We start from the raw sequence: 26,460 nt of genomic DNA on the forward strand, positions 1-26,460 counted from the left end.
TAGGCTAATTGCTAGCGTTGTGGAGTCCATACATCGCCTTACAAAAAAACAGTGGCCAAATTCACTTGGAACGACGATGCTGGCTTTCGGGAAGCAGCGAGCATTATAGGTCGCTGTTGTTCGCTAAAAAATCAGAAAAAGTAATCAACAACGTCATCACATGACTATTTTGTGGTTTAAATTGCATTCCGATGGCGCGTAACTCTTTATAATATATGCTAAAGTCAGATTAATACCGCAGCAGGAGAACGAGACATTTTATAAAAACATGTCCGGAATCGGTTCAACAGGATACAATTGTATCTGCAATTATTTGATAACTTATTAAGCAATATACCCTATGAAAAAACAAAGCAAAGCATTGCCTAAATCTCCTTGGATTCCTGTAGATTGGTAGTGATTAATACCCCCGTTATTGTCGGCATAGGGGCTTCTGCTGGCGGCTTTGAAGCATTGGAAGAATTCTTCTCTCATGTGCTAACACCTTGTAATATCGCATTTGTTGTCATCCAGCATCTTGACCCCACTCACAAAGGGATGATGCCTGAGCTGTTGCAACGCGACACAACGATGAAAGTAAAACAAGCTCGCAACAATATGAAGGTAAAGCCCAACTGCGTGTATGTGATCCCACCTGACAAAGATTTATCAGTCCTTCACGGGGTATTATTTCTGTTAGAACCGGTGGTTAAGCACACGATTCGGTTACCCATTGATTCATTCTTTCAATCTTTGGCCGCTGATCAGCATGAACGCGCTGTGGGTGTTATTTTGTCAGGCATGGGATCCGATGGCACGATTGGTTTACGCGCCATTAAAGAAAATGCCGGACTGTCTCTAGTACAGTCGCCTGAGTCAGCTAAATTTGATTCAATGCCTCAAAGTGCTATTAATGCCGGGCTAGCTGACATCACAGCCCCTGCTGAAGAACTACCGGAAAGGATTATAGCGTTTCTCGAACATGGCCGACGAGGTGTTCCAAACAAACTTGAACCGATAGTGAAACGCAAGTCAATAAGCGCACTAGCGCAGATCATGATGATACTGCGTGAACGCAATGGAAACGACTTCTCACTGTACAAGACAAATACCATAGATCGTCGTATTGAACGGCGTATGGGTCTGCATCAGCTTAAAACCATCTCGCTCTATGCCCGTTATCTACGTGATAATCCGCAAGAACAAGACCTGTTATTCAAGGAGCTGTTAATTGGGGTAACCAATTTCTTTCGTGATAAAGACGTTTGGGCGCAGCTCAAGTCAACCTCACTGCCAGCACTACTGGCCAATTATCCTGAAGGTAAAGAACTGCGGGCATGGGTAACCGCTTGCTCATCTGGTGAAGAGGCTTACTCTCTCGCAATAACGGTAATGGATGTATTGGATGAAATTAAGCCCAAAGGGCATTTTACATTACAAATTTTTGCTACCGATCTTAATCAGGATGCCATCAATATTGCAAGGAAAGGCTATTATCCGGCAGGCATTGAGGCTGACATGTCCGCACAGCAATTGCAGCGTTATTTTATTAAAGATGGCAGTGGTTACCGCATAAACAAGAAAATTCGTGACATGGTGATCTTCGCACCACAGAACATCATTATGGATCCCCCTTTCACTCGATTAGATATTCTCACCTGTCGTAATCTTCTGATTTATTTTGCACCGGAATTACAAAAAAAGTTACTGCCACTGTTCCACTACACATTAACTTCTCATGGGCTTTTGATTCTGGGCCATTCCGAAACGATTGGTAATGCCACCTCATTGTTCTCAGAAATCAAAGAAAACACCCGGATTTACACGCGCATTGACAGGCCTGGACAACAGATGGAAGTCAACTTTCCTACTAAGATATTTCCGATTATGCCCCTGGCAGAAAATGAACATGAGGGAACCCGTAAGATGACGAAAAATATTAGCAATCTACAAACGCAGGCAGATCAAATTCTGTTGCAAAACTATTCGCCAGCAGCGGTGTTAGTCAATGCGGCAGGCGACATTATCTATATCAATGGTCGTACCGGAAAATATTTAGAGCCTGCTGCGGGCAAAGCCAACTGGAACATTCACGTAATGGCACGTGAAGAACTACAACATCAGCTTGAGCTCGCTATCAAGAAAGCACAGATCCAGGTAGAGCCAGTGACGATTGAAAATATCACAGTAGATGGACACAGTGTCAATTTGACGGTACAAGCCATTATCAAGCCAAAAGAGCTGCTTGGCTTAATAATGGTGGTGTTTACTGAAGTAGTGAGACCGACCAGGCGGCGACGCAAAAAACTGGGGGCAGTGGAGCAAGAAAGTCAGGCCGAACTACAAATGGCGCATGATGAAATAAAATCCCTCCGCGAACAAATGCAATCCTCTCATGAGGAACTAAAGTCCGCCAATGAAGAGTTGCAATCAACGAATGAAGAGTTGCAATCCACCAATGAAGAATTGACGACCTCTAAAGAAGAGATGCAGTCAATGAACGAAGAGTTGCAAACCGTCAACACCGAACTGCAATCCAACGTTGATGATTTGTCATGGGTCAACAATGACATGGAGAACCTGCTTAACAGTACAGAAATTGCCACCATTTTTCTGGACAAAGGACTGCATATACGGCGCTTCACCAACCATGCAACTCACTTATTCAAGCTGATTGAAGGGGATGTGGGCCGACTATTGTCCGACATTGTTACGGATCTGGACTATAAAGATCTGCAAAAAGATGCGAAGGAGGTATTGAAGAGACTGGCCTTCGTAGAAAAAGAGATAACGGCTAACAATGAACGCTGCTTCAAAGTCCGGATCATGCCTTATCGTACCCAAGAGAATGTGATTGACGGCGTGGTGATAACCTTCACCAATATTAGTGAAGCCAAACTGCTTGAGTCAGAATTACGCAAGACGAGGTGCAAAACATGAAGACACCTGCAAAGTCAACCAAGCTATCCAGCAAAACGTTACGCCGGCGCGCGGAAGCACAACTGAAAACACAAACAGAAATCAAACAAACTATTCCTAGCGACTATGCAGCCAAAAAGATGATACACGAATTGCAGGTTCATCAGATTGAACTAGAAATGCAGAATGAGGAGTTAAAGCAAGCACGGATAGCTGAAAAATTACATTATCGCTATACCGAATTATTTGAATTTGCACCGATTGGCTACTTTTCTTTTAATCTGAAGGGCGTCATCAATCAGGTTAATTTACGCGGGGCGAGCCTATTGGATATTGAACGCGCTAACTTGGTAGGAAAACAGTTTTCAAACTGCCTAACAGCCCAAGATCGTAATAAATTCAACCGTTGTCTGGCAAAAGCATTTGCGGGTGATGGCATACAATCCTTTGAGGTCTTAGCACAGGTTGGCAAGCATAAGTGTTGGCTGAATATTGAAGCCAATCTCGGCATTACCGAAACAGACTGTCTTGCGGCGGTGATTGACATTACCGACCGTAAACGCGCCGATGAAGAACTGCTTTTTCAAAATGATGAAAAAGGAAAGCGGACTGATGAGTTAGTCATAGCTAATAAAGAACTGTTCTTTCAAAATGCAGAAAAAGAAAAGCGGGTTGGTGAACTTCGTGTTGCCGCCACCGTATTTGAAACTCAAGAAGGTATGTTTGTCACAGATGCTAATCTGTGTATTCTTCGTGTGAATAAAGCCTTTACCAATATTTCAGGTTACAGTGGAGAAGAGGTTATTGGGCAGTCACCTAAGCTATTTAACTCAGGCCGCCAAGACAAAGCGTTCTATAAGGAGATGTGGAACAGTATCAACACCACCGATGCATGGAGAGGTGAAGTCTCGAATCGCAGCAAAAGCGGTGACATCTATGCAAAGAATCTCACTATTACGGCAGTGAGAGACGGAAAAGGGGTGGTCTCTAATTATGTTGCCACGTTTAGAGATATTACAACAAGCAAAGCTGCTTCTGAAAAAATCAATAACCTCGCCTACTTTGACCCGCTCACTCAGTTGCCAAATCGTCGCATGCTGCTTGATAGTCTTAGACACGTCCTAACTATCAGTGCCCGCAGCAATCAGCATTGTGCATTACTATTTCTTGATTTAGACAACTTTAAAACCCTTAACGACACCCTTGGTCACGATGTGGGAGATTTACTCTTACAACAAGTAGCTACTCGCTTAACTGACTGTGTAAGAGAAGGCGATATCGTCGCCCGATTAGGCGGTGATGAGTTTGTGGTGTTATTAGAAAACCTGAGCCTACAAGCGATTGAAGCGGCCAACAAAGCGAAAAAGGTGGCCAAAAAAATCATATTTGAACTGGCTCAATACTATCAGCTCAATATGCACAGGTATCACAGCACCACCAGTATCGGCGTGACAATATTCAGTGGGAATGAAACGGGAATAGAGGAGCTGTTAAAGCAAGCAGACATTGCTATGTATCAATCCAAGGCCGCAGGACGCAACACCTGGCATTTCTTTAATAAAACGATGCAAGAATCTATCATTGCCCGTGCAGACATGGAGCGGGATCTACGCAAAGCGATTGAAGACAATCAATTCCAGCTACATTATCAAGCCCAGGTAAGCAGTTCTGGCCAAACATTAGGGGCTGAAGCCTTAATCCGTTGGCAACATCCAGAGCGTGGTCAGGTTTCACCCTTTAACTTCATTCCTTTAGCCGAAGAAACAGGACTTATTTTACCGATAGGACAATGGGTATTAGACTCGGCCTGCGCTCAGCTTAAAGCATGGCAAAAAAACCCACTGACACAAGACCTTGTACTCGCCGTCAATATCAGTGCTAAGCAACTTCATCAAGAAGACTTTGTAGAACAGGTCAAAGCTACCCTAAAACGGCATGATATTAACCCTGCACGACTCAAGCTAGAACTAACCGAAAGTATGTTGGTCGAAAATATCAGCGACATCATTACCAAAATGAATATTCTGAGCAAAATAGGTATTTCATTCTCATTAGATGACTTTGGGACGGGTTATTCTTCTTTACAATATCTAAAAAAATTGCCTCTCAATCAAATAAAGATAGACCAGTCATTTGTGCGCGACCTTATTACGGATGCCAGTGACAGAGCGATTGTACGCACCATCATTACCATGTCGCATAGCTTAGATATTAGCGTTATTGCCGAGGGTGTCGAGACAGTAGAGGAAAGACAATACTTGTTGGATAACGGCTGTACGCATTATCAAGGCTATCTGTTTAGTAAGCCCGTGCCGATTAATGAGTTTGAAGTCTTGCTTAAGAAAGGCTGATTGCTAATCGTTCAAAAAGGAGTAAGTGAAAGAAAAGAGCATGAATTGCGTTTTATATGCCAAGCTTACAGGTTAGCTTTTACTAGCCGTTCCCACCAAAAAAAAGCGCCTACAAAAAGTGAACTGAATGGTCTTACTCACCACATTAGCCAACGTGTGGCTAGTTTTCTTGAGCACGAGGAAAAATGCAGGACATCTAGCCCTTTTTTTTAAACCATTACATTAAAAAAGAAAAATTGATAATCTGGAATAAAAAACTAAGGCAGTTTGTGCCCCTTTGCGCCTTAGAATAGAGACTAATTATTAAAAAACTGCAAAATGAAAGACTTGATAATCATATAGCAAGTTCCTACGATTCACGTTCAAGCCTAGAGTGTATGTTATACACATAGCTAAAACGAGGGCTTTAAAATAAAACTATATGGTGGCATTGACTTACATTCAAATAACAGCGTTTTTTTCAATTAAAGATGAAACGGGTGATGTTATAGCTCGACGTAAATTACCTAACGATATAAAACAAATTTTCCTGTTTCTTGCCCCATTCAAGCCGCAATTGACTGGCTTAGTCGTTGGGTCTACGTTCAACTGGTATTGGCTAGTTGATGCATTAAACGACGCTAACTACCAGGTGCATCTCGCTAATACGACGGCTATTCAGCAATACTCTGGTTTGAAATATGCTGATGATAACAGCGATGCTGACTGGCTTGCAGAAATGCTGCGATTAGGTGTCTTACCTGAAGGTTATATTTACCCTAAAGAGCAACGAACTGTCCGTGATTTAATGCGTAAACGCATGCAGCTTGTTCAGCAAGCCACTCTCAATCTTTTGTCCATTCAAGGACTATACATGCGTCATTTAAGTTACAAAATGAGTAACAATAAGATAAAACAGTTAACGCCAGCAGTTATAATGACTCATTTCTCATCTGCAAACACGGCGCAAGCAACAATTTGTAATCTGGCCGTGATGAAATGTCTAAAAGATCAAATCAAACTATTAGGAAAAATCGTATTAACATAAGTTAAATTAACTAAAGATTTTCAACAACTGATCACCATTGATGGTATCGGCAATATTCTCGCACTCACTATCATGCTAGAAACGGGTGATATTAGTCGTTTTGATAAAATTGGGAATTATGCTTCTTATTGTCGTTGTGTCAGTGGTGCCCGTTATAACAACGGAAAAAAGAAAGGTAAAACCAATTCAAAGAATGGCAACAAGTACTTAGCCTGGGCATTTGTCTAAGCCGCCAATTTCGCCATTCGTTATAATAAAACCGTTAAAAGTTACTATCAACGAAAGCTAGCTAAAACTAATCAAACAATTGCCATTAAGACAGTGGCGCATAAATTAGCAAGGGCTTGTTTTTATGTGTTACGAGATAAAGTACCGTTTACCGTTGAAAAAGCATTTTGTTAATAATTTGGCATCGTTCATGAGTTACACCGAGGGTTAGTATAACCATCAGACTTGATTAAACCTTGAACGATACCATCTTATTTGTTGTAAAAAGAGTTGCCCAGCGTTAAAGCCATAACGGGTTGGACGGTTTGAACAAGGCCGATCCATAGACTTGTTAAGTTGCAGAAAATTCTGCAAAGAACTGGATTAACGTTGGCACTAAATAATTACTGAGGCTTATAAAGCCAAGAGAAGTAGTCATACAAAATTGCATGTCTACACAGCTTACTTCCCCATAATAAAAATGCAGATGGGTGACTGGTGCATATTGACACCAACATTGTGATTTTTAGGTGTGTATTAATAAGCAATAAATTAGTGGTTCATGTACGATTTAATACTTGGTTAAAAAAACCAAGGAAACTTGCATACCAGCTTGACCAGAACTTACTAATGGGTGGCCCTCAGCCCTCTGTTGTAAGAAGTCATCGACGGTTATCGGCAGGGTTGCACTGTAAATAAAACTGCTTGAATTTGGGGTGAATGGCGGGCGTTATTTTTGGCAAAAACCGTTGTGTACAGCAGTTTCTCATACGCTTTGTAGTTAAGCTTATTCGCGTTACAGAACACAATTCTGCTTAGACAATTGCCGTCGAATACGATAGCAACTGCCTGAGCAGGTCCTCAATCTACCCTTGAAATTCAGGTAGCTGAAGAACGATACCGTCAAGTTCGTCGGTACAATCTAACTGACATGATAGGCGTGAATTAGCCTCGCGCATGGTATTCAAACCCAGCATAGACTCTTCCATTTCGTCAATTTCAGGCAGTTTTTCAAACCAGCTGCCTTCCACCATGACATGGCAAGTGCCACAAGAACAAGCGCCGCCACAATCTGCATCAATCCCCGGAACGCCATTATTAATAGCAACTTCCATCACAGATATACCGGTATCAGCTTCAATTTCGTGTTTTTCACCACTGTGTTCAATAAATGTTATTTTTGGCATAGAGTCCTCGGTGTCGACAAATAGTAGTTATGTAAGCTAGTGAGTTTAAATGGTATTAATTCAATATTCTAGTGGCACCAGTTTTACCGGAAGGTGCGCATCGCCTTTAACGAAAGAAGACAGTATATACGTGGGTTCACCCATTACCTGGACGCTATGAAAACGTGCCATGAGCTCTTCCCAAACAATACGAATTTGCATTTCGGCCAAACGATTACCCATGCAAGGATGGATACCGAAACCAAAGGATAAATGATGGCGAGCATTTTTGCGATCAATAATAAAATCATTGGAGGATAAGTAGAATAAACGTCATTTTTCATTAGATCTAAAATCGACTTTAGTTCATAACTTCTTTTTCATCTTAATGAAGCGACGAAAGTCAGATATTTCTCTCATATACTCACCCGTTTTCACAAAATTTTAGGTAAAGGGCAAGTGCGTCCCACTGTTGTGCAAACCAGCTCTGAATATTACTTTTTTTTATGATGAACTTTTGTTTATTCAAATAGACTTGCCTGAGGAGGTGCTCTACTTTCCTGACAAAAAATTTCGTCATTTTTTTTATTCAGATGACTTAGTATCTTTGTTATCACTACTGGAGTTCATTAGACACATCCCTGTGTCTACCGCCTGCGGGGCAGCATTCGCTGTGCAAATTGGCTTTCCTGCTGAGTTGTCAATGCTTGCAATGATCTTAACCACACCACCACATTGATGACAGGTTTCAATATCTATCCCAAAAACCCGTTTGAGCCTTTGCGCCCAGGTCATTGATTTACGTTTTTCACTGGTTTTTTTTTGGCTAGTGCTATCCAGTTTTCAATGTGTACCCTGCTTTCTTTGTTTAGCCTTATTGGGAGAGATCTCAGCTCTGTTTTTGCTATTTGGCACAAAAACACTATGACTAATTCATCGGGAATGAATTAGGACAACCTACGGTTGCCCTTAGGATGAGAAATAGGGATGTTTCTCATCTAACCTGGTGAGGTTTACTCGGGGTTTAGGTACCAAGGCAGCTAAACGGGTGATAAAATCGAGCGGTTCAAAGATCACATGGGTGGTACCATCACGATGCTTAATTATTTTGCTTATTGATTCCACATATGAAATTAAAGGGGGTAGGGGTAACATTTAAATCAAGGTGTAATTAATACAAAAAACGAGCCGTTAGAGTTGAATTGATTCTAGAATTTTTTTGTGTAAGATTGCATTTCATTTTTTAATAAAGGCTTTTTCATGTGGTATTTATCTAGCGTTACAATTATGTGGGCTTTTTCATTTAGCTTAATTGGTGTATACCTTTCAGGTCATGTAGACGCATGGTTTTCAGTTTTATTACGCATAGGTATTGCGACCTTGATTTTTTTACCTTTTTTAAGATTAAAAGGAATTAAAATTGACACAATAATTAAGTTAATTGCAATTGGCGCTGTACAATTGGGGTTGATGTATTGCTTTTATTATCAATCATTTCTTTACCTTACTGTCCCTGAAGTCCTTTTATTTAGTGTGTTTACACCGATATATATCACCTTACTAAATGATATTTTAAGTAAGAAGTTTCATAGAGCAAACTTGTTAACAACGTTAGTGGCCGTCTTAGGTGCAGCTTATATTCAATATTCAAGTATCAGTGAACATGTACTTTTGGGTTTTATGATTACCCAAGGTGCTAATTTTTGCTTTGCAATTGGGCAAGTAGGTTACAAATACTTACTAAAATCTACACCCGAACTAGAAAAACAACCAAAACACTCTATCTTTGGATTGTTTTTTATCGGTGCTTTCCTTGTTGCATTTATTGCTTTTCTAGTGCTTGGATCTACAGATAAAATGCCTACTACATCGATACAGTGGGGAATTTTGATTTATTTAGGTACGATGGCGTCAGGGGTTGGATACTTTGCTTGGAATCAAGGTGCAGCTAAAATAAATACAGGATCTCTGGCTATTATGAACAATGCTTTGATTCCTGCAGGACTTATTGTAAATCTTGTTATTTGGAATAAAGAAGCTGATATTACGAAGATATTAATTGGTGGAGGATTAATTTTCGCATCGCTTGCATTTAATGAATACATCAACAAAAAAAATCATATTGCTAGCCCACAATAAGTTATGGATTCATTTACCTGTATAAAAAGAAAATCTTTTATTTTTAGGTTTTCTTTTTATACTTATGAAGTAGCCTTAAAGGAATATGACAATAATCATCAGGAAATAACGTTAGTCTGTCTTGATGCTCATTATCACTCGGAATGTAATTGGTGAGGGGTAATACTTCAACTACCACTTTTTTTCTTGTTTTATTTTTATCATTTAATGCATTTTCTAACCGTTCAATATGGCATTTTGCTTTTAGTAAGTGATTAGTCTCTTTACTGTAAATACCTGTTCTATATTTCTCACCTACATCGTTCCCTTGTTTGTTTATACTATAGGGGTCAATAATTTCGAAAAGATAGTCAATCAAGGTTTCAAGTGAAACAATAGCTGGATTAAATTCCATTTTCACGCATTCACCATAACCATCATAAGCGGTTTTGGTTGAATGAGTCGCACCATTTACTCTTCCTACCTGAGTTCTCTCCACTCCAGGTAAGTACTTCATAAATTCTTGCACCCCCCAGAGACAGCCTCCAGAAAAATAGATTGTTTCCATAATTTAAATTAACCTCGATACATTATTAAAAATTTTATTTTTGACTTTAACGCGAAGGATATTTCGAAGTGATAGTCGATTTTAATATAAGCCACTATAACACTGGGTTAATGGAGCAAACAGTTGTTTTGATATGAGTCTATACGCCCAATATGATCTTGATCATAACGCTACTCCACATATTACCTGAGGATAAATAGAATAAACGTCATTTTTCATTAAATCTAAAATCTACTTTAGTTCATAACTTCATATTTAAGTCTTTCGAGTTTATTCCTATCCTGAGCGTCACTCATTACACCCGCATGAAGATTGAACCCTGCTACATTTACAACACGGTCTGATTCAACACCTTGGTCTATCTTAGGAGCAATGGTTTGCAGCGTAAATACCTTTCGCCCCTGCTGTGAACCTGTCGCTATACGGTAGGTAATTGAATACCCGTGAATTTGCAACATGGGATCTTCTTCTAGCCCATTCAAAGACAAGTAGTCATTTTCTATATCTCTTACGAATAACCCCTCACGCTCAAGAAAACCTGCTGTTTATATTATTGAATGCTTAACCCCAAATAATTGAAATGTTGCCAAGCGAGCGTTCCAAGCTGTGATACGTACGCCACATTGTTGACATGCTCATAATGATCGATGTGTGGTTCTTGAATGCACCAAGTGGTGACAAACGGGAGGGTTCTCTGCCACGCCAATGCAAATAAGCGTTGATCGCTAACATTCAGTATATGTTTGTTCAACTTTGCTTCCTGTCTTTGTACAAAAAATTTCAAACCAATCCCCAGATTAACTCGATTTGCAGTATAATAGGAATCCGTTTGTGAACATTCTGTTAATTCAACGAGTTTGTATTTTTGAAAACTTTACCATTTCCAAATAAATCGGGCACTATTAAACAAGCTGAAGATTTAGTGAAGCTATTTAACTATTGTTTCGCGAATACTGAAAATACGATTTTAGTTGGCGGCGCTGAGGAACCTATTTATGAGCCTGCCAGTGATAATTGTCAGTATAATCACGTTATTTTTACACGTGATTACTTTTCTAGCGCCTTACATGAAATTGCGCATTGGTGCATCGCTGGCAAAAAGCGTAGAAGTCATGTTGATTATGCTTATTGGTATCATCCAGATGGTCGCGACCCTTATCAGCAAGCAAAATTCGAAGCCGCAGAAGTAAAACCACAAGCAATAGAACATGCTTTCTCATTGGCCTCGGACATTAAGTTTAGAGTAAGTATAGATAATTTAGAAAACGAACAGTCATCTAGTGACACATTTGAGCGAACTGTCGACAATCAATTGGCAATATTTATTCAATCGGGTTTCAACCCGAGGACTCAACTGTTTTTAAATGCGCTACATGATTTTTACAATACACCTTCTTTAACAACATTTAATTCCAAACAGAGCAATTCTGACTATGGAGCGCAAGGTTGAAACGATTATTTCAACTAGGCCGAGTAATTAACCCTTATTCAGGTATTGCTGGAGCACTGGCATTAAAAGGAAGTGATGGTCCGGATATACGTCAACAGGCATTAATGAGAGGTGCTGCAAAGTTATCAGGTAAAAAATGGCTATTGCTTTACAAGCCTTACTACCTCTCAAAAACCAACTATGTATTTTTACAGCATCTGGTGAAATAGGAGAAGATATCCTTTCATCAATGGGCTTTAATCATGTTGTTGTTTATCAACATCAAGCACAACAAACTGAATCAACTGATACAAAAGCTGCTGTAATTGAGCTGATGGCACAAACAGTAGATTTGATTTTGTTTGCAGGAGGCGATGGGACGGCAAGGAATATTTGCGAAGTTGTTGAAAATCAATGTCCAGTTGTAGGTGTGCCTGCAGGTTGTAAGATACATAGCGGCGTTTATGCGATAACACCAAAAGTGGCAGGTAAAGTTGTGGCACAAGTTATTAATGGCGAGCTGGTGAGTTTGATGTCTGGCGAAGTAAAAGACATTGACGAATCTGAATTTAGAGCCCGTCGAGTCATAGCAAAACATTATGGTGAAATGCTCGTGCTGGAAGAATTAAGTTATATTCAAGCGGTTAAAATGGGTGGTAAAGAGTCAGATGAACTGGTGCTTTCAGATATTGCTGCGCATGTTATTGAATTGATGGGGGATGAGCCGGATACGTTATTTGTGATGGGTTCAGGCTCTACAGTTGACAGTATTATGCAGGAAATAGGTCTTACAAATACGTTATTAGGTGTTGATTTAGTCAGAGGCCAGCAATTGATCGCTAATGGTCTTACCGCTGCGTCGTTGCTTGAGCTATGCGCAAATAACCAAGTTAAAGTAGTGCTCACACTTATTGGCGGGCAGGGTCATATTCTTGGCCGTGGTAATCAGCAACTATCACCGGCTTTAATTAAAATGGTTGGAAAACCAAATATTTTAGTCGTTGCTACAAAATCAAAATTATAGAGTTTAGATGGTAGGCCTTTAGTTTCTGACTCTGGCGACGCTGCGTTAGATGATATGTTAGTAGGCCCAATTCCGGTCATTATGGGTTTTCATGACTTAGTATTATATTCAGTTGGGTCTGTTTAAGAGAACAAAAGATACTTTGCGATTGTCCATTGCGGTTTGATACTTGATGCGAGAACATGTTTTCGTTGTAATGAGTTTCAGCCAGTTCTGATAATAGTTAATAGACACTATGTATTTATTCACAACATTCGTTAATACAAAAAGGAGAAAGGTTTGAGTAAAGATTCGATTTTCATCGAAAAATCCAACAAAATGCAGGCACATTTGAATTCATTCATCGCTGATGGTAGTGATCATGAGCTGTTTATAGCAAGTTATTTACATGGTCATTTTGATGTTGCGGTTGCGAATGTTGAAAAATTGATTGAAAGGGGTGAAGCTAGCCCGATTTCGACTTTACAAGCGACGCTTGATGCACAATTACAAGAAGCGTTCGATAATAACGAACTCAGCACTGAAGATGCTGGACAAGTTACCGCATTGTTTAATTCTCTATTCATATTATAATTTTTATCAACGATGAAATAAATTTCTGCAAAGTGGAACTCTTCTTGCAAACCTTCATGCAAATACAAGAGTTTGCCACTTTGTGAGAAATTGTTTTGAAAAATTTATTTGCATCTTATGCTGTTTTTCTTCTCAGCTTGTTATTGCTACTCAGTTTGTCTGGTTGTTCGATGGTCAGTCCAACGCTTGCAGAAACTAAAAGTTCGAAACCAACATAGCTTGGAAACGTTGAATACCACACAAACCAATTAGCAAATGAGCTTTTTACTAGTTTTGTACCTGTCGACACATTTAAACCAAATCACAAACACCAAGCCCCCTGATGTTACTTGGTCAGCAGCTTGAACAAGGTTTAATGACTAAAGCCGTGAAGCGTGGATTCGTTGCCAAGGATAAGTAGAATAAACGTCATTTTTCATTAGATCTAAAATCGACTTTAGTTCATAACTTCATATTTACTTCTTTTTCATCTTAATGAAGCGACAAAAGTCAGATATTTCTCTCATATACTCACCCGTTTTCACAAAATTTTAGGTAAAGGGCAAGTGCGTCCCGCTGTTGTGCAAACCAGCTCTGAATATTGCTTTTGTTTATGATTAACTTATGTTTATTTAAATAGACTTGCCTGAGGAGGTGCTCTACTTTCCGGAAGAAAAATTTTGACAATTTCGTCATTTTTTTATTCAAATGACTTAGTATCTTTGTTATCACTACTGGAGTTCATTAGACACATCCCCGTGTCTAACCCCTGCAGGGCAGCATTTGCTGTGCAAATCAGCTTTCCTGCCGAGTTGTCAATGCTTGCAATGATCTTAACCACACCACCACATTGATGACAGGTTTCAATATCTATCCCAAAAACCCGTTTGAGCCTTTGCGCCCAGATCATTGATTTGCGTTTTTCACTGGTTTTTTTTGGCTAGTGTCATCCGGTTTTCGATGTACCCCCTGCTTTCTTTGTTTAGCCTTATTGTGGGAGATCTCAGCTCTTTTTTTGCTATTTGGCGCAAAAATACCATGACTAATTCATCGGGAATGAATTAGGACAACCTACGGTTGCCCTTAGGGTGAGAAATAGAGATGTTTCTCATTTAACCTGGTGAGGTTTGCTCGGGGTTTAGGTACCAAGGCAGCTAAACGGGCGATAAAATCCAGCGGTTCAAAGATCACATGGGTGGTACCATCACGACAGGGTGTTTTAAGTTGGTAACGAATTTCCCGTAAGTTGTTATTGCCAAACTTTTTTCTAATACCGCAGAGCGGGACTCTCTTCAAAAGAAGTAACGGCAAAGTTTTTTGAGTTTATTCCTATCCTGAGCGTCATTCATTATACCCGTGTGAAGATTGAACCCTGCTATATTTGCGACACGGTCTGATTCAACACCTTGGTCTATCTTAGGAGCAATGGTTTGGCTAAACCGACAAAATAAGCTGAACGATGAATAAGCAGCACCGATCACGAAGCACAGTTCAGCTTAAATCAAATTATTGGTAGGCCTACCTTCAGAATAACCATATAATGCAGCGGAAATTAGCGTTTTTAAATAGGGTTTAAATGAGCGAAAATATCGAAAAGAAACCAGGCAGAATGTTAGGTAACTTAGCCTTTAACATTATCATTCCTGTATTAATCATGACCAAACTAAGTGGTGAAGATAGTTTAGGCCCGGCTTGGAGCATTGTTACTGCGTTAATTTTCCCAATTGGCTTCGGTTTATGGGATTTAAAACAATCAGGCAAAGTGAATGCATTCTCAATTTTAGGTATTGTTAGCGTTATTTTAACTGGCGGTATCAGTTTGTTACAATTACCCGCTGAATATATCGCTATTAAAGAAGCGGCTATTCCGGCATTTATTGGATTAGCAGTATTAATTACCCAACGCACCAGTAAGCCATTGCTAAAAGTATTTGTACTCAACGAGCAGATTGTAAATTGGCATAATTTAAATAAGTCACTTGAAGAAACGGGTACAGCTGATTTATTCGAGAAAAAACTGGCGATCAGTTCGTATATTGTTGCCGGTTCGTTTTTTCTGTCATCAGCACTTAACTATATCCTAGCTAAGGTCATATTGGTTAGTCCCCCTGGCACCACTGAATATACTGAAGAGCTTGGCCACATGACGGCGTTAAGCTACCCTGTTATTGTGATCCCCAGCATGATCATGCTGCTTGGTGCCTTGTGGTATATATTTGCACAAATCAAGAAACTAACCGGTCAAGATCTCGACCACTTTTTGGCTGAAAATAAATAAAAGCTAAGATTATCCCTCAGGATTAAAACTCAAAAAAGCCAGTCGACACTGGCTTTTTTGTTCACTCAATATAAACTTTTGTGACTACTTTTGGCCCAGCAAACTGAATATTTTTTTGGTAATATCAGTATTATCTAAATGGCCCTTAAACAGCTCTTTGCCTGGCCCCTTGGCAAATATTTGCACATCTAGGCCAGTGTGACCAGTGGTTCTCCAACCGGTAAAACTGCGTTGTTCTAGAATGGATTTTATCCCCTTATAAAACACTTTATAGTCATTTGACTTAATATTACTTAATTGGATTTGTTCATCCTGATTTAATTCAAAACCAAGTTGTTGATTTGCGGTTGCGCTACAATCTGTGCTGTCTACTAGCAGCTTAACGATATTGGTTGGCGAACTTTTAAGATTCTTTAACCAAGTAGGCTCCCTTATGTGCCCTAGAAAAAATTAGAAAGCTAGGTTGCTAACGCCCCCAAAGCGCCTTATAAAAAAAATGGTCTCTATAAGAGACCCCTGATAAGTTTAAAAAGCACTCTTTACAGATAACTTTTCTGTTGATTTTTTGGTAATTAGGTTAGGCCCCACATGCTCAAGCAATTGAGTAAACTTGCGCTTTTATATAGTAATTGCTGTTTAATAGTGAGTTTGGACTTTCTGTAACATTGGTAACCCTCACTGTTTAAAATCAGGTATCACTTAAACGAAAAATCAACGCTTCAAACTCATCAATTGGTACGGGCTTACTAAATAGGTAGCCTTGATAATTCATACAGCCTTCACTCAATAAGTATTGTTTTTGTTCTACCGTCTCTACACCCTCGGCAATAACGTTAAGACCTAAATTATGTGACATGGTAATGATGGTGCGTACAATCGCTCTGTCATTGGTATCCGTGATAAGGTCTCGCACAAATGACTGGTCTATTTTTAATTGATTGATTGGCAATTTTTTAAGATATTGTAAAGAAGAATAACCAGTACCAAAGTCATCTAATGAAAATAAAACACCTATTTTTCTCAGTGTATTAATTTTAGTAATAATGCCGCTGACATTTTCTACCAACATACTTTCAGTTAGTTCTAATTTAAGCCGTTCAGGGGTGATTTTATGCTTTTGCAGGATGCTTTTTAGTTGCTCTACAAAGTCTTCTTGATGAATTTGTAGAGCACTTACATTAACAGCAAGTACAAGGTCTTGTGTTAGTGGGTTTTGTTGCCATTTTTTAAGTTGAGCGCAGGCTGTGTTTAATACCCATTCTCCTATTGGTAAAATAAGTCCGGTTTCTTCGGCTAAAGGTATAAAGTTAAAGGGGGAAATCTGACCATCTTCTGGATGCTGCCAACGGATTAAGGCTTCAGCCCCTAATGCTTGACCAGAACTGCTAACCTGTATTTGATAATATAGCTGAAATTGATTGTGTTCAATCGCTTCGCGTAGTTTCTGTTCCATCTCAGCACGGGCTGTAATAGCCTCTTGCATTGTTTGATTAAAGAAACAAAGGCGATTGCGCCCTGCGACCTTAGATTGATGCATAGCAATATCAGCTTGCTTTAACAGTTTTTCCGATGCGAATTCATTCCCATTGAATATTGTTGCGCCAATACTGACGGTACCGCGATATTTGTACATATTGAGCTGGTAGGGTTGATTTAATGAAAAAATAATTTTTTTAGCAATATTTTGGATTTCGGTGGTAACTTCAATGTTTTGCTGACTCAAGTTTTCTAAAAGTATTACGAACTCATCACCGCTTACTCGGGCTATGGTATCAGCTTTTCTTACAATCTTAGTTAAGCGAGTGGATACTTGTTTTAACAGTAAATTTCTCACACTGTACCCGTGGATGCTGTGGATGATTTTAAGCTGGTTTAAATCAATAAATAGTAATGCACCATGATGATTACTGTGGGCACTTTCAGCTAGGGCGAGATTAAGCTTATCAACTAAAAAAAGACGATTTGGCAACTGAGTGATTTGATCAAAGTAGGCGAGGTTATTGATTTTTTCTAAGGCGGCTTTGTTTAGCGTAATATCGGTGATCGTAGCAACATAATTAGAGATCATATTGCCCGTGTCTCTCACTGCGGTAATAGTCATATGCCCTAGATAGATGTCACCATTTTTGCAGCGATTCCAAATTTCACCTTCCCATGTGTTGGTGGTATTGATACTGTCCCACATCGCCTTATAGAACACTTTGTCTTGTCGGCCTGAGCTAAAGAGCTTGGGTGTTTGTCCAATAACCTCTTCTGCACTGTAGCCTGAAATGCGAGTAAAGGCCTTATTCACACGAAGAATATGTTTATTAGCATCTGTGACAAGCATACCTTCTTGAGATTCAAATATGATGGCAGCAATACGAAATTCACGGGCAATGATTAACTCAGCAGCCAGTTTTTCTTTTTCTTCATGCTCAAATAACAATTTTTTATTGGCTCTGACTAATTCAGCAGCGAGCTTTTCCGCCTTTTGATGTTCAAAGAGCAGTTTTTTATTGGCATCCAAACTCATAATATTAACCCTTTATATTTATAAGTAATGTATACGTTTTTTAAATGTATTGTTGTTACCTAACTTTCTTGCAATCATCTATTCAAAAATTTTATTATTACTTACAGTAAAAGAGATTCTATAACCTTTGATAAAAAAGGTCCTTATTTCTTGTATTGGTGTCCCAACACTTCAAAATTGCTATTTTATGCTCTCAGAATAGGTATTAATATCGCTGCATTTACCGTTCTATCATTTAGCTTGAATAAACCATCATCAAGAATAATGTTTTTCAAATCAATATTAAATGGTTTATTTATAAACTATACGATACATACGGTGAAGTTGTTAAGGGATTTAGTGAACATAAAGGGAGGCTTCTTAAAACCTCTCAGCGGTCAGTATTCGATTCTAAAGGCCGTTTTTTAGAAATAACTACTATTCCATAAGCAGTATTTTACAAGTTACTTGAATGCTACTTACCAAATGGAGGGCTCTTATCTCTCCCATTTTTTCTTGCTTCCTTTAGCGTAAAAAATTAGATCGTACTATGCTCGCTTTCTCCTGTGAAGGGATCGTTGTAGTGCCCAAGTGAATTTGGCCACTTTTTTTGTAAGGCGCAATGTGCCCCTTTGCGAGTTAGAGACCTGTCTCGCTAACGCCCCCCAAGCAAGTTAGAAACTTATAAAATTTGGATCAGTATCACTTACCCACTACAAAAAAGAAACTGGTTCATTTGGCTATTTGAGCTTGAAAAAAATACCAAGTGGAAAAAGCACTTTTATGCTCGAAAAACAGTCATTAAAACAAATTTTTAACCTGCTATTTTTAAGGTTATATAGCTTAATTGACTCTTGGTTTTAAGTGCTTTTTTCAAATCTGATAATGAAACCATTATTTATGTAAGAAAAAGTCGCTACTTACCATAATAGGTAGACGACACTTAGAAAACCCAATCATATAAACCCGGTGCAAGTAATACACAGTTGCACTGTAATTATTAATTGAAAATTATTGTCAACTAAACCAAATATGGATTTGGAAAACTTGGTATAACTTATTAAGTATTATGGTATGCCAAGAGTTATTCCGTAGATGATTGCAATTGGTTGTTTCACATATAAAGAATTGCTCGATTTATCTAAATAATTTATAAAAAAAACTGATCTTAAATCTGAATTAATGCGTAATACAGTCTTTGTATTACATGAGGTAAGACTATGAATTTTTACTTACATTTCAATCAAAAACCTATTGATAGAGAGCAACGTATGATTGCTTTCAGAATTAATCAGCATTCTTTTGTCTACCATCTATGGAGTGATGAGATAAGTGAGTCAACACCTCTAACAGAAGATCAATTCATGGATTGGGTTAATAAACTAAACATGCACCCCTACAAACCAACTATGGAAGAGATCACCAAGATTGATGAATTTATCCAAGAGAAAGATTAATAAAAAATAAAGGCGTCTTGTTCACCCTAAAAGACTATTAAAAAAAAGTCTTTTAGGGCGCATAAGATACCTCTTATATTAACGAGCTGTCAGTAAAAACAACACTAATTGATGCATGATTTTTGTGGTATTAAATAACAATTAAGGATTTTAGATGCGGATATAACGCATCTGATCTCATTACGTGTAATGGATTTCTAAACTATGAATATAATCCGTAAATGCAAAGCAATCTTAAGAATTAAATCTAAATCGAATTTTTCAGTAAACGTAAAAGACCGGGCAATCGCAGTTTTTGAACAGGATTTACGTCAAGCAAAATCAGAATATGCAAAAAACAAATTTAATACAGAACAGTACTTAGACGATTCAATCATAAATAAGGATTCTAAAAACTTCGCGTTGCTCGATTCTAAAGTCCGTTTTTTAAAAATAACAGCTATTCACCATAAGCGGTATTTCATGCACAAAAAATAGAGTGCCAAAAGTAACATTTAATAGATATTAAATGTTACTTTTGGCACATGCAGAAATTTTCTGCTTAATAAATCGGTTCGTTCTATATCTTTAATTTTTCAAAATGAGAGAGTTTATGTTTACAGGAATAGTTCAGTCTATAGCGAATATTGCTGACGTTAGTGATGAAAATGGTATTAGAACGTTTATTATCGATTTCAAGGTTGGGTTTTGTAATAATTTAGAAATTGGGGCGAGTGTCGCTGTTGATGGTGTTTGTTTAACAGTAACAGAAATAATTTCAGAGGTTAGAGTTAAATTTGATATTATTTTACAAAGTCTTTTGATCACCACTTTAAGTGAGTATGAAAACGATTCATATATAAACGTCGAAAGAGCTGCAAAGGATGGAGCTGAAATTGGTGGGCATCCATTATCTGGTCATGTTGATTTTAAGACGCCAATTGAAAAAATCATTCAGATTGAAGATAATTATTGTATTCGTTTAAGTTTATCGAATGAGTGGAGTCGTTACATTTTCCCTAAGGGGTACATTGCACTAAATGGTGCAAGTTTGACTGTTTCTCAAGTAAATAAGCAAGAGGGCTGGTTTGAAGTTTGGTTAATTCCAGAAACTCGTAGAATGACTGTATTCGAAGACAAGATTGTCGGAGATAATATCAATGTTGAAATTGAGCGTGGGACTCAGGTTATAGTAGATACTGTAAGAGATACACTTCATGAAAGTTTAGGCCCTTTACTTCCATTGTTCGAAAAGTTACTAACAGAACAAGGTATTGACGTTAATTCATTAGGTCATAGCCCTGAATTACTTATAAAAAAATAGAACTAATAACACGCTATTATTTACCATAACGCCCGTTATATGCATTTTTAGAGGCTACCAGATGGTAGCCTCTGTTGTGTATGGCTGTAAATTTCCCTAGGGTACTTTGTGCCCCTTTGCACCTTAGAAAGCTAACTCGCAAACGGCTCCTTTGCGATCTGAAAATTTACTTTTACACGTGTAATATTACTTTTTATAAAGTGTCTAGTTCAATTAGACCAGAATAACTGCGTTTTACGTTATAGATGAATCAGAATTGAGGTGGTGTTGATCAGTAATGCAGATGATTGGAGCTATAACTATAGCTGACTTCCCTCAGTACCCCCAGCACCCCTCAAAATACAGATTCCCCCATAGTCCCCCTTAAAATCACAAAGACCAGCAATAGATTAAAAGTGTATCCAATCGAGTATCGGCGCTATGGAGAAACGGTTTGAAGGGTAAATGCAGGTGGTATCTGGGTTTATCATTGGTATTGCTCACTTTTCTATATACTAGTTTTACGTTGAATTGCATTGAATTATCATCGATTTCGTTGTACAGCACGCCATTTGTCCCCCTCATTGGAGTAGGACGAATGGCATCATTTTCAATACAAATACGCACACTTGCAAACGGTGAAGCTTGTTTTAAAGCAAGCGTGATTGTTAAAAAGAACGGAGCAATGATACACAGAGAAGCCCAAACTTTCAAAAAGAAAGAATGGGCTCGAAACTAGGGTGCAAGAATTGGAAGAGTTTGCTATTAACAGGGATAAAACCTGTTTGACGGATCAGAGAGCTTACCTGATTATTGCGTTATAAACACTTCGTAATCTTGAACCGATGACATATAACCGGGCAAATTAATGCTTTCTAGCCCCTGATTTTTCAGTGCGCTCTGTAAAATATGATGGTTATATTTACCAATTTTCTCGTCAGCCAGATAATCATCAATCGGAAACCATTTAGCGTCAAAAATCTCACTTTCCTGAATAGTTATATCCAATGTTAGCGGCTTGAGGCGACACACGGCATAGATGTTGGATGTATTGAACTGCCCCTGGTGGTGGTGCCTAAAACCGATAAAACTATGGAACTCGGTTTGAATATTGGTTTCCTCAAGCACTTCTCGTATAACACCATCTTCGATATGCTCATAGGGGTCTAACATCCCCCCTGGAAACTTCCAGTTGTGAGGATGAGTTTTAATGTGGTCTTTTTCCCTGACTGTTAGCAACTCGTTATTGTCATTAATAACGAGTCCTCCAACGCCAATAGTATGTTTAGCAAAAGGCGGAATAACGGCCCCGTCTTCTAACCTTAAAGTCAACATCATGAAATTCACATCACAATGGTGATTCATAAAGCCTGCCTGATATAACAGCGGCAATAACTTGGCACGCGCATTGGGAATCTTAATCCACACAACTTTAATCTTCTGGGTCTGCCAAATTTTTAATGACTCGTTGAGTTGTGATACAAAAGCATCACTGCTGTCAGGGAGATTCTTTGGGGAGACATAAGTTCCACCATACTGATTGTTAGTGGAATTAAGATAGTTCATAGACAAATCCTTCAAAGTGTTATTCACTGGTGCCAGTTGATCTTTGCTACTCAATAATTGTTTAGTACCGCATGAGAGTGAAAGCTAAGGCAACTATATTCGCATAGTTTCGCTCTGATTTATCGTATTTTTCTACGCTTGCTAGAAATTTTTTAATTCTTTCAAAGACGCAGTCAACTAAGTACCCATATTTATACGGGCACCAGTCAATGTCATCATTGTCTTTATGATTGCTGTTTTGCTAGGACTCATCAGAATTACACCCAGTGCTCGTACATGGTCTCTCACCTGTTCACTATCATCGCCTTTACCTGCAAGAAAACAAGATAATTTAAGAGTGATTGATCCGTTCTTCAGAATGAACAATATTTGATATTTGTCGTCAGCTAAATAAATTTTTGTTAAATGACTGTCACAGCTTTTAGCAATAATTTTATCTGCTGTTTATCCATTAATATTATTATTGGTATGGTGGCTTGCTACTGTTCATTTGTTGATTTTTCGAGGAAATAATGATGAAAAATAACCAGACGGTTCAAAATTTAGACATAAAAAGTCAACAGACCTTAGTTAGGACAGCAAAAATACTAAGGTCTGTGGCGTGGCATGCTCTGAAATGCAGTCAAGGTGTGGAGGTTATCTTTTGAACAAAGAGAGTAGGATTGGAACTATTTTCAGCTCTACAGGCCCAACCCCCAGCATTCGAGAAACTAAGCCAGAATCGGACTGTGGAGCGATCAGAGCAATGACACGATCAGCAATTCGAAATTCGATCACCAAATCGGTAAGCTTCAGACCGCCATGGACATTTTCTATCATCCGGGTGCGCTGCCCACGATTGCTGAGCTGCCGTAAAATCGGGCGACCGACCCACAGACTGGGTAGCGTTACCGTGATGATTTCTTTTTCCGCACTCAGTAAAATCGTTTTGCCATTCTCATTAGTCAACGACAGCTGTGCGGATACATCCAGTGGAGCGCTCATTGCAGCTAGCTCCCCTTGGAAGTATCCCGGCTGCTGATTTTAATAGCACCATTAATTTTCCATTTTGCATGGGTAACATCATCACCGGTGCCACTTGGAATAGAGATTTCCATGTCTTCAAAAGCGTAGGTAATTTCGGCGCCACGCCCAGTTAGCTTGTCGTAAATATCAATTGCCATATCAGGCCATGATTTTGGATCTGCCATAAGAGTTCCCTTATAAAGGTTGGATTATTGTTACTGCGGTGTCGGCCATCGACTTGATTAAGCCGAATTAACTATAAACCAAGTGCCTATGAAGTCAATCTCTGGGGATAAAAAGCGGGCGACCAAACCTTTTAAAACCTCTTATTATCTTAATGATGCCCACACCTGTTCAATTGGATTTAGCGCTGGCAAATAAGGGAAGGTGCATCATTGATAAATTATCAAATTTAATAACGGCCTTATTTAAGGGCCTACCAGCACTATCCATGAGAACAATCGCATATCTTTCAGAGTCCAATCTGTGCACCTATTGCCACTGCTTACAGTGCATAGAATGCACCCTACCGATAACATAATACCTATTTCATTAATTAATTCCCTATGTCAATTCAATCGCTTGAACAGAGTGTTTACACTCTTTCTAGATCGCGGATAAAAACATTCCACACTCGGCTAGGCTAGATTCATAAAGACCAAAAGCAATAATTAAATGATCACATTGCAAAAAGGTATAAAGCCTTCAACTATTAATTAAGATCATAATTTAATTTCTTTTGGGATAATGTTAGTTTTTGTGGGGAGTTTTACAGAATTAAAATAGAATGGCTTTTGAGAGTATTTATATAAGTAACAACAATAATAACAGAAAAGTAGAGCTAGATTTAATGACTTAAATCTAGCTCTATAATTACCTAAAGCTAACTATTACATCATTGAGTCAATACCAAAGAATTCTGGATAAAAAGCGAGAACACCTAATACAACAATTTGTATCAGTATAAAGGGTATTACACCTCTATAAATTTGCACTGTACTCACCGATGGAGGTGCAACACCTTTTAAATAAAACAGTGAAAATCCAAACGGCGGGGTCAAAAATGACGTTTGTAAATTCATCGCAATCAATATTGCAAACCATACGGGGTTTATTCCTAAAGCTGCTGCTATTGGCACTATAATTGGCACTATAATATAGGATATCTCAACAAAATCGATAAAGAACCCTAAAATCAGGATAGCAAGCATGGTAAAGAGAATAAATGAAGTCTTATTATCACCAGGCAGATTATTCATAAACTCGGTAACTATCTCTTCTCCGCCAGTATAAGAAAATACCATTGAAAAGGCAGTCGCCCCGATTAAAATAGCAAAAACCATCGATGTTATCTTGACAGATTCCTGTGCTGCCATTTTTATCATGTCTATTGAAAAAGTTTTATACATCAAAGCTAAACCGACCGCTCCAATTGATCCGACAGCTGAAGATTCCGTTGGCGTTGCAATGCCTCCAAAAATCGAACCAAGCACTAAAATAATCAGGGTGAGTGATGGAATGATATCAATAAGCGCTTTGTATACCTGTTTCTTCTTTGATCCACGACTAGGATCAGCAGGAATTGCGGGTGCGACATCTTTTTTAATATAGGAAACTATCAATATATAGACAATATACGATGCAACCAGCGTTAGTGCTGGCCATACAGCCGCTTTAAAAAGATCTCCTACCGGAACTTGAAACACATCCCCAAGAATAATCAGTACTATTGAAGGAGGAATTATTTGTCCAAGCGTACCCGACGCACAGATAGTCCCTGTGGCTAATTCTGTACTGTATTTATATTTCATCATAACCGGAAGTGAAATCACTCCCATCGCCACAACAGATGCGCCAACAACACCGGTGGATGCCGCTAATAAAGAGCCCACCAACACAGTTGAAATTGCTATCCCACCTCGAATCTCACCAAATAGAAAGCCCATGGACTCTAAAAGTTTTTCAGCAAGTCCTGTTTTTTGTAACACTATGCCCATAAAGATAAACATAGGAATAGCCATTAAAATTGTATTTTGCTGTATTGCAAAAATGCGATATGGCATATAGCCAAACATCGCTACGCCTTCATTGAGTCCCTCAATAAGACCAGATATCAGCCCGGCATCAAATCCGCCGTAAGAATAAATTTCTACGATACCTGCGATCATGCCAAAAAACACAGCAACAGCCGCAAATGTGAAAGCAACAGGGAATCCGATCAGTAACAGAAGCAGCGCCGTAAAAAACATTGAGATGCCAATCATTTTGACTCTCCTTTTTCATCAATATCTACAATGTGGTGCTTATGTTCATCAAGATCATGCTTAATATCTTCAGCTTCGTGTCTGATTCTATCCATTTCTAAGGGGTGCAATCCATTGTATACATTTAAATTTTTTATAAAAAAACCTACCGATGTAATAATTAATAAAAGAAATGAAAGTGGAATTAATGCTTTGACAATCCATCTATATTGTAATCCACCGGGGTTACCACTTTGTTCCATGGAAGCATAAGCGGAAACAGCATTGTCAATCGAACTGATGCCAACCAGCAGCGAGATAGGTAAGATAAAGAAAATAGCGCCAAGCATATTTATCATCGCTTTCTTTCTATATGAAAGATTATCATAAATGATATCAACCCTGACATGTCCATCATCTTTTAGCGTATAAGCCACGCCCAGCAAGATGATAACTGAAAAAAGATGCCACTCCATCTCCTGCATGCCAATACTGCTTGTATTAAAAACATACCTTGTAATAACATCATAAAATACATTTAGAATCATTAACACCATAGCAATAGATGTAATGATTCCAATACCATCTGCAAATTTATCAAATAGCTTCTCAAGTTTTAACAAAATAAAACTCCTTTGGGGTACTGTAATATCGTGTCAGGTTTTAACAAAATAAAAATCCTTTGCCTACTGTAAAAAATCGAATGAGTATAATATTATTATGCTCATTCGATTCATAAAAATGTTCGCTCATTCAATTTATAAAAATGAGCAGTCCCCTTACATAAAGGAGACT

At 38.6% G+C, this 26,460-nt stretch carries 23 protein-coding genes and 4 pseudogenes; 13 read left to right on the plus strand and 14 right to left on the minus strand.

What is annotated here, in order from left to right; all coding sequences use genetic code 11:
- Positions 1–396 precede the first annotated feature (396 nt).
- The 4 genes from PING_RS16095 (at position 397) to PING_RS21485 (ending at position 6,504) form a co-directional block, all read left to right on the plus strand.
- Positions 397–2,919 carry a chemotaxis protein CheB gene (locus PING_RS16095; RefSeq protein WP_011771377.1) on the plus strand — a complete coding sequence of 841 codons (2,523 nt, stop codon included), beginning with the start codon at positions 397–399 and terminating at the stop codon, positions 2,917–2,919.
- Positions 2,916–5,249 carry a sensor domain-containing protein gene (locus PING_RS16100; RefSeq protein ID WP_011771378.1) on the plus strand — a complete coding sequence of 778 codons (2,334 nt, stop codon included), beginning with the start codon at positions 2,916–2,918 and terminating at the stop codon, positions 5,247–5,249. Before PING_RS16095 ends, PING_RS16100 begins: the two co-directional genes overlap by 4 nt.
- Before the next feature lie 430 nt (positions 5,250–5,679).
- Positions 5,680–6,276 carry an IS110 family transposase gene (locus PING_RS21480; protein ID WP_232279375.1) on the plus strand — a complete coding sequence of 199 codons (597 nt, stop codon included), beginning with the start codon at positions 5,680–5,682 and terminating at the stop codon, positions 6,274–6,276.
- A gap of 72 nt (positions 6,277–6,348) precedes the next feature.
- Positions 6,349–6,504, plus strand: coding sequence for an IS110 family transposase (locus tag PING_RS21485; RefSeq protein ID WP_232279376.1), 156 nt, complete (start codon positions 6,349–6,351; stop codon positions 6,502–6,504).
- A gap of 845 nt (positions 6,505–7,349) precedes the next feature.
- Here the strand turns inward: PING_RS21485 and PING_RS16110 are convergent.
- The 3 genes and pseudogenes from PING_RS16110 to PING_RS21490 form a co-directional block, all read right to left on the minus strand.
- On the minus strand, positions 7,350–7,670 hold the full coding sequence (locus PING_RS16110) for a 2Fe-2S iron-sulfur cluster-binding protein (RefSeq protein WP_011771379.1): 321 nt from the start codon (positions 7,668–7,670) through the stop codon (positions 7,350–7,352).
- A 60-nt stretch (positions 7,671–7,730) separates the two neighbouring features.
- Positions 7,731–7,952, minus strand: a complete 222-nt coding sequence (locus PING_RS21645; protein ID WP_157035469.1) for a cytochrome P450 — start codon at positions 7,950–7,952, stop codon at positions 7,731–7,733.
- A 396-nt stretch (positions 7,953–8,348) separates the two neighbouring features.
- Positions 8,349–8,747: pseudogene (locus PING_RS21490) on the minus strand (hypothetical protein); the annotation flags it as partial.
- A gap of 162 nt (positions 8,748–8,909) precedes the next feature.
- On the opposite strand from PING_RS21490, the gene PING_RS16125 reads away from it, so the two are divergent.
- Positions 8,910–9,788 carry an EamA family transporter gene (locus PING_RS16125; protein WP_011771380.1) on the plus strand — a complete coding sequence of 293 codons (879 nt, stop codon included), beginning with the start codon at positions 8,910–8,912 and terminating at the stop codon, positions 9,786–9,788.
- A 43-nt stretch (positions 9,789–9,831) separates the two neighbouring features.
- Here PING_RS16125 and PING_RS16130 read toward each other — a convergent pair whose 3' ends face one another.
- From PING_RS16130 to PING_RS21495, 3 genes and pseudogenes are all read right to left on the minus strand, one after another.
- Complete coding sequence (locus PING_RS16130; protein WP_011771381.1) at positions 9,832–10,335, minus strand: peptide-methionine (S)-S-oxide reductase; 504 nt, start codon at positions 10,333–10,335, stop codon at positions 9,832–9,834.
- 236 nt (positions 10,336–10,571) lie between these two features.
- Entirely contained in the window at positions 10,572–10,793 is a 222-nt protein-coding gene (locus tag PING_RS16135) for a hypothetical protein (RefSeq protein ID WP_041766619.1), read from the minus strand.
- A gap of 95 nt (positions 10,794–10,888) precedes the next feature.
- Positions 10,889–11,071 (minus strand): annotated as a pseudogene (locus tag PING_RS21495) (acyl-CoA thioesterase); the annotation flags it as partial.
- Between the two features lie 129 nt (positions 11,072–11,200).
- Between PING_RS21495 and PING_RS16145 the strand changes: the two are divergent.
- From PING_RS16145 to PING_RS16155, 3 genes and pseudogenes are all read left to right on the plus strand, one after another.
- The gene (locus PING_RS16145) at positions 11,201–11,785 is read left to right on the plus strand and encodes an elongation factor P hydroxylase (RefSeq protein WP_011771382.1); all 585 of its coding nucleotides are present in this window, start codon (positions 11,201–11,203) and stop codon (positions 11,783–11,785) included.
- Positions 11,782–12,914, plus strand: a pseudogene (locus tag PING_RS16150) (ATP-NAD kinase family protein). The gene PING_RS16145 and the pseudogene PING_RS16150 overlap by 4 nt, the downstream one beginning before the upstream one ends.
- 153 nt (positions 12,915–13,067) lie before the next feature.
- Positions 13,068–13,361 (plus strand): YfcL family protein, encoded by a 294-nt coding sequence (locus PING_RS16155; RefSeq protein WP_232279377.1) that lies wholly within the window; start codon positions 13,068–13,070, stop codon positions 13,359–13,361.
- Between the two features lie 679 nt (positions 13,362–14,040).
- Here the strand turns inward: PING_RS16155 and PING_RS21500 are convergent.
- Positions 14,041–14,674: pseudogene (locus PING_RS21500) on the minus strand (transposase); the annotation flags it as partial.
- A gap of 242 nt (positions 14,675–14,916) precedes the next feature.
- Between PING_RS21500 and PING_RS16170 the strand changes: the two are divergent.
- Entirely contained in the window at positions 14,917–15,618 is a 702-nt protein-coding gene (locus tag PING_RS16170; protein WP_011771384.1) for a VC0807 family protein, read from the plus strand.
- An 84-nt stretch (positions 15,619–15,702) separates the two neighbouring features.
- On the opposite strand, the gene PING_RS21925 is transcribed toward PING_RS16170, so the two are convergent.
- Together PING_RS21925 and PING_RS16180 are read right to left on the minus strand one after the other, a co-directional pair.
- Positions 15,703–16,053: an alkaline phosphatase gene (locus tag PING_RS21925; protein WP_083761778.1), complete on the minus strand. Its 351-nt coding sequence runs from the start codon at positions 16,051–16,053 to the stop codon at positions 15,703–15,705.
- A 253-nt stretch (positions 16,054–16,306) separates the two neighbouring features.
- A complete protein-coding gene (locus PING_RS16180; protein ID WP_011771385.1) occupies positions 16,307–18,133 on the minus strand; it encodes a putative bifunctional diguanylate cyclase/phosphodiesterase in 1,827 nt (608 codons plus the stop codon).
- Positions 18,134–19,332: 1,199 nt separating this feature from the next.
- Here PING_RS16180 and PING_RS16185 point away from each other — a divergent pair.
- From PING_RS16185 to PING_RS20745, 4 genes are all read left to right on the plus strand, one after another.
- Complete coding sequence (locus PING_RS16185; protein ID WP_041766623.1) at positions 19,333–19,569, plus strand: hypothetical protein; 237 nt, start codon at positions 19,333–19,335, stop codon at positions 19,567–19,569.
- Positions 19,570–19,773: 204 nt separating this feature from the next.
- Entirely contained in the window at positions 19,774–20,046 is a 273-nt protein-coding gene (locus PING_RS16190; protein WP_041766625.1) for a hypothetical protein, read from the plus strand.
- 115 nt (positions 20,047–20,161) lie between these two features.
- A complete protein-coding gene (locus PING_RS16195) occupies positions 20,162–20,872 on the plus strand; it encodes a riboflavin synthase (RefSeq protein WP_011771386.1) in 711 nt (236 codons plus the stop codon).
- A gap of 577 nt (positions 20,873–21,449) precedes the next feature.
- A complete protein-coding gene (locus PING_RS20745) occupies positions 21,450–21,590 on the plus strand; it encodes a hypothetical protein (RefSeq protein ID WP_198134717.1) in 141 nt (46 codons plus the stop codon).
- A gap of 71 nt (positions 21,591–21,661) precedes the next feature.
- Here PING_RS20745 and PING_RS16200 read toward each other — a convergent pair whose 3' ends face one another.
- The 5 genes from PING_RS16200 to PING_RS16220 form a co-directional block, all read right to left on the minus strand.
- Positions 21,662–22,417 (minus strand): NUDIX domain-containing protein, encoded by a 756-nt coding sequence (locus PING_RS16200; RefSeq protein WP_011771387.1) that lies wholly within the window; start codon positions 22,415–22,417, stop codon positions 21,662–21,664.
- Between the two features lie 636 nt (positions 22,418–23,053).
- Complete coding sequence (locus PING_RS16205) at positions 23,054–23,401, minus strand: hypothetical protein (protein ID WP_011771388.1); 348 nt, start codon at positions 23,399–23,401, stop codon at positions 23,054–23,056.
- Between the two features lie 5 nt (positions 23,402–23,406).
- Complete coding sequence (locus tag PING_RS16210) at positions 23,407–23,607, minus strand: hypothetical protein (RefSeq protein WP_011771389.1); 201 nt, start codon at positions 23,605–23,607, stop codon at positions 23,407–23,409.
- Between the two features lie 705 nt (positions 23,608–24,312).
- Complete coding sequence (locus PING_RS16215; protein WP_011771390.1) at positions 24,313–25,686, minus strand: TRAP transporter large permease; 1,374 nt, start codon at positions 25,684–25,686, stop codon at positions 24,313–24,315.
- The gene (locus PING_RS16220; RefSeq protein ID WP_011771391.1) at positions 25,683–26,288 is read right to left on the minus strand and encodes a TRAP transporter small permease subunit; all 606 of its coding nucleotides are present in this window, start codon (positions 26,286–26,288) and stop codon (positions 25,683–25,685) included. Before PING_RS16220 ends, PING_RS16215 begins: the two co-directional genes overlap by 4 nt.
- Positions 26,289–26,460 lie beyond the last annotated feature (172 nt).

This window comes from Psychromonas ingrahamii 37 (assembly GCF_000015285.1).
Lineage (GTDB): Bacteria > Pseudomonadota > Gammaproteobacteria > Enterobacterales > Psychromonadaceae > Psychromonas > Psychromonas ingrahamii.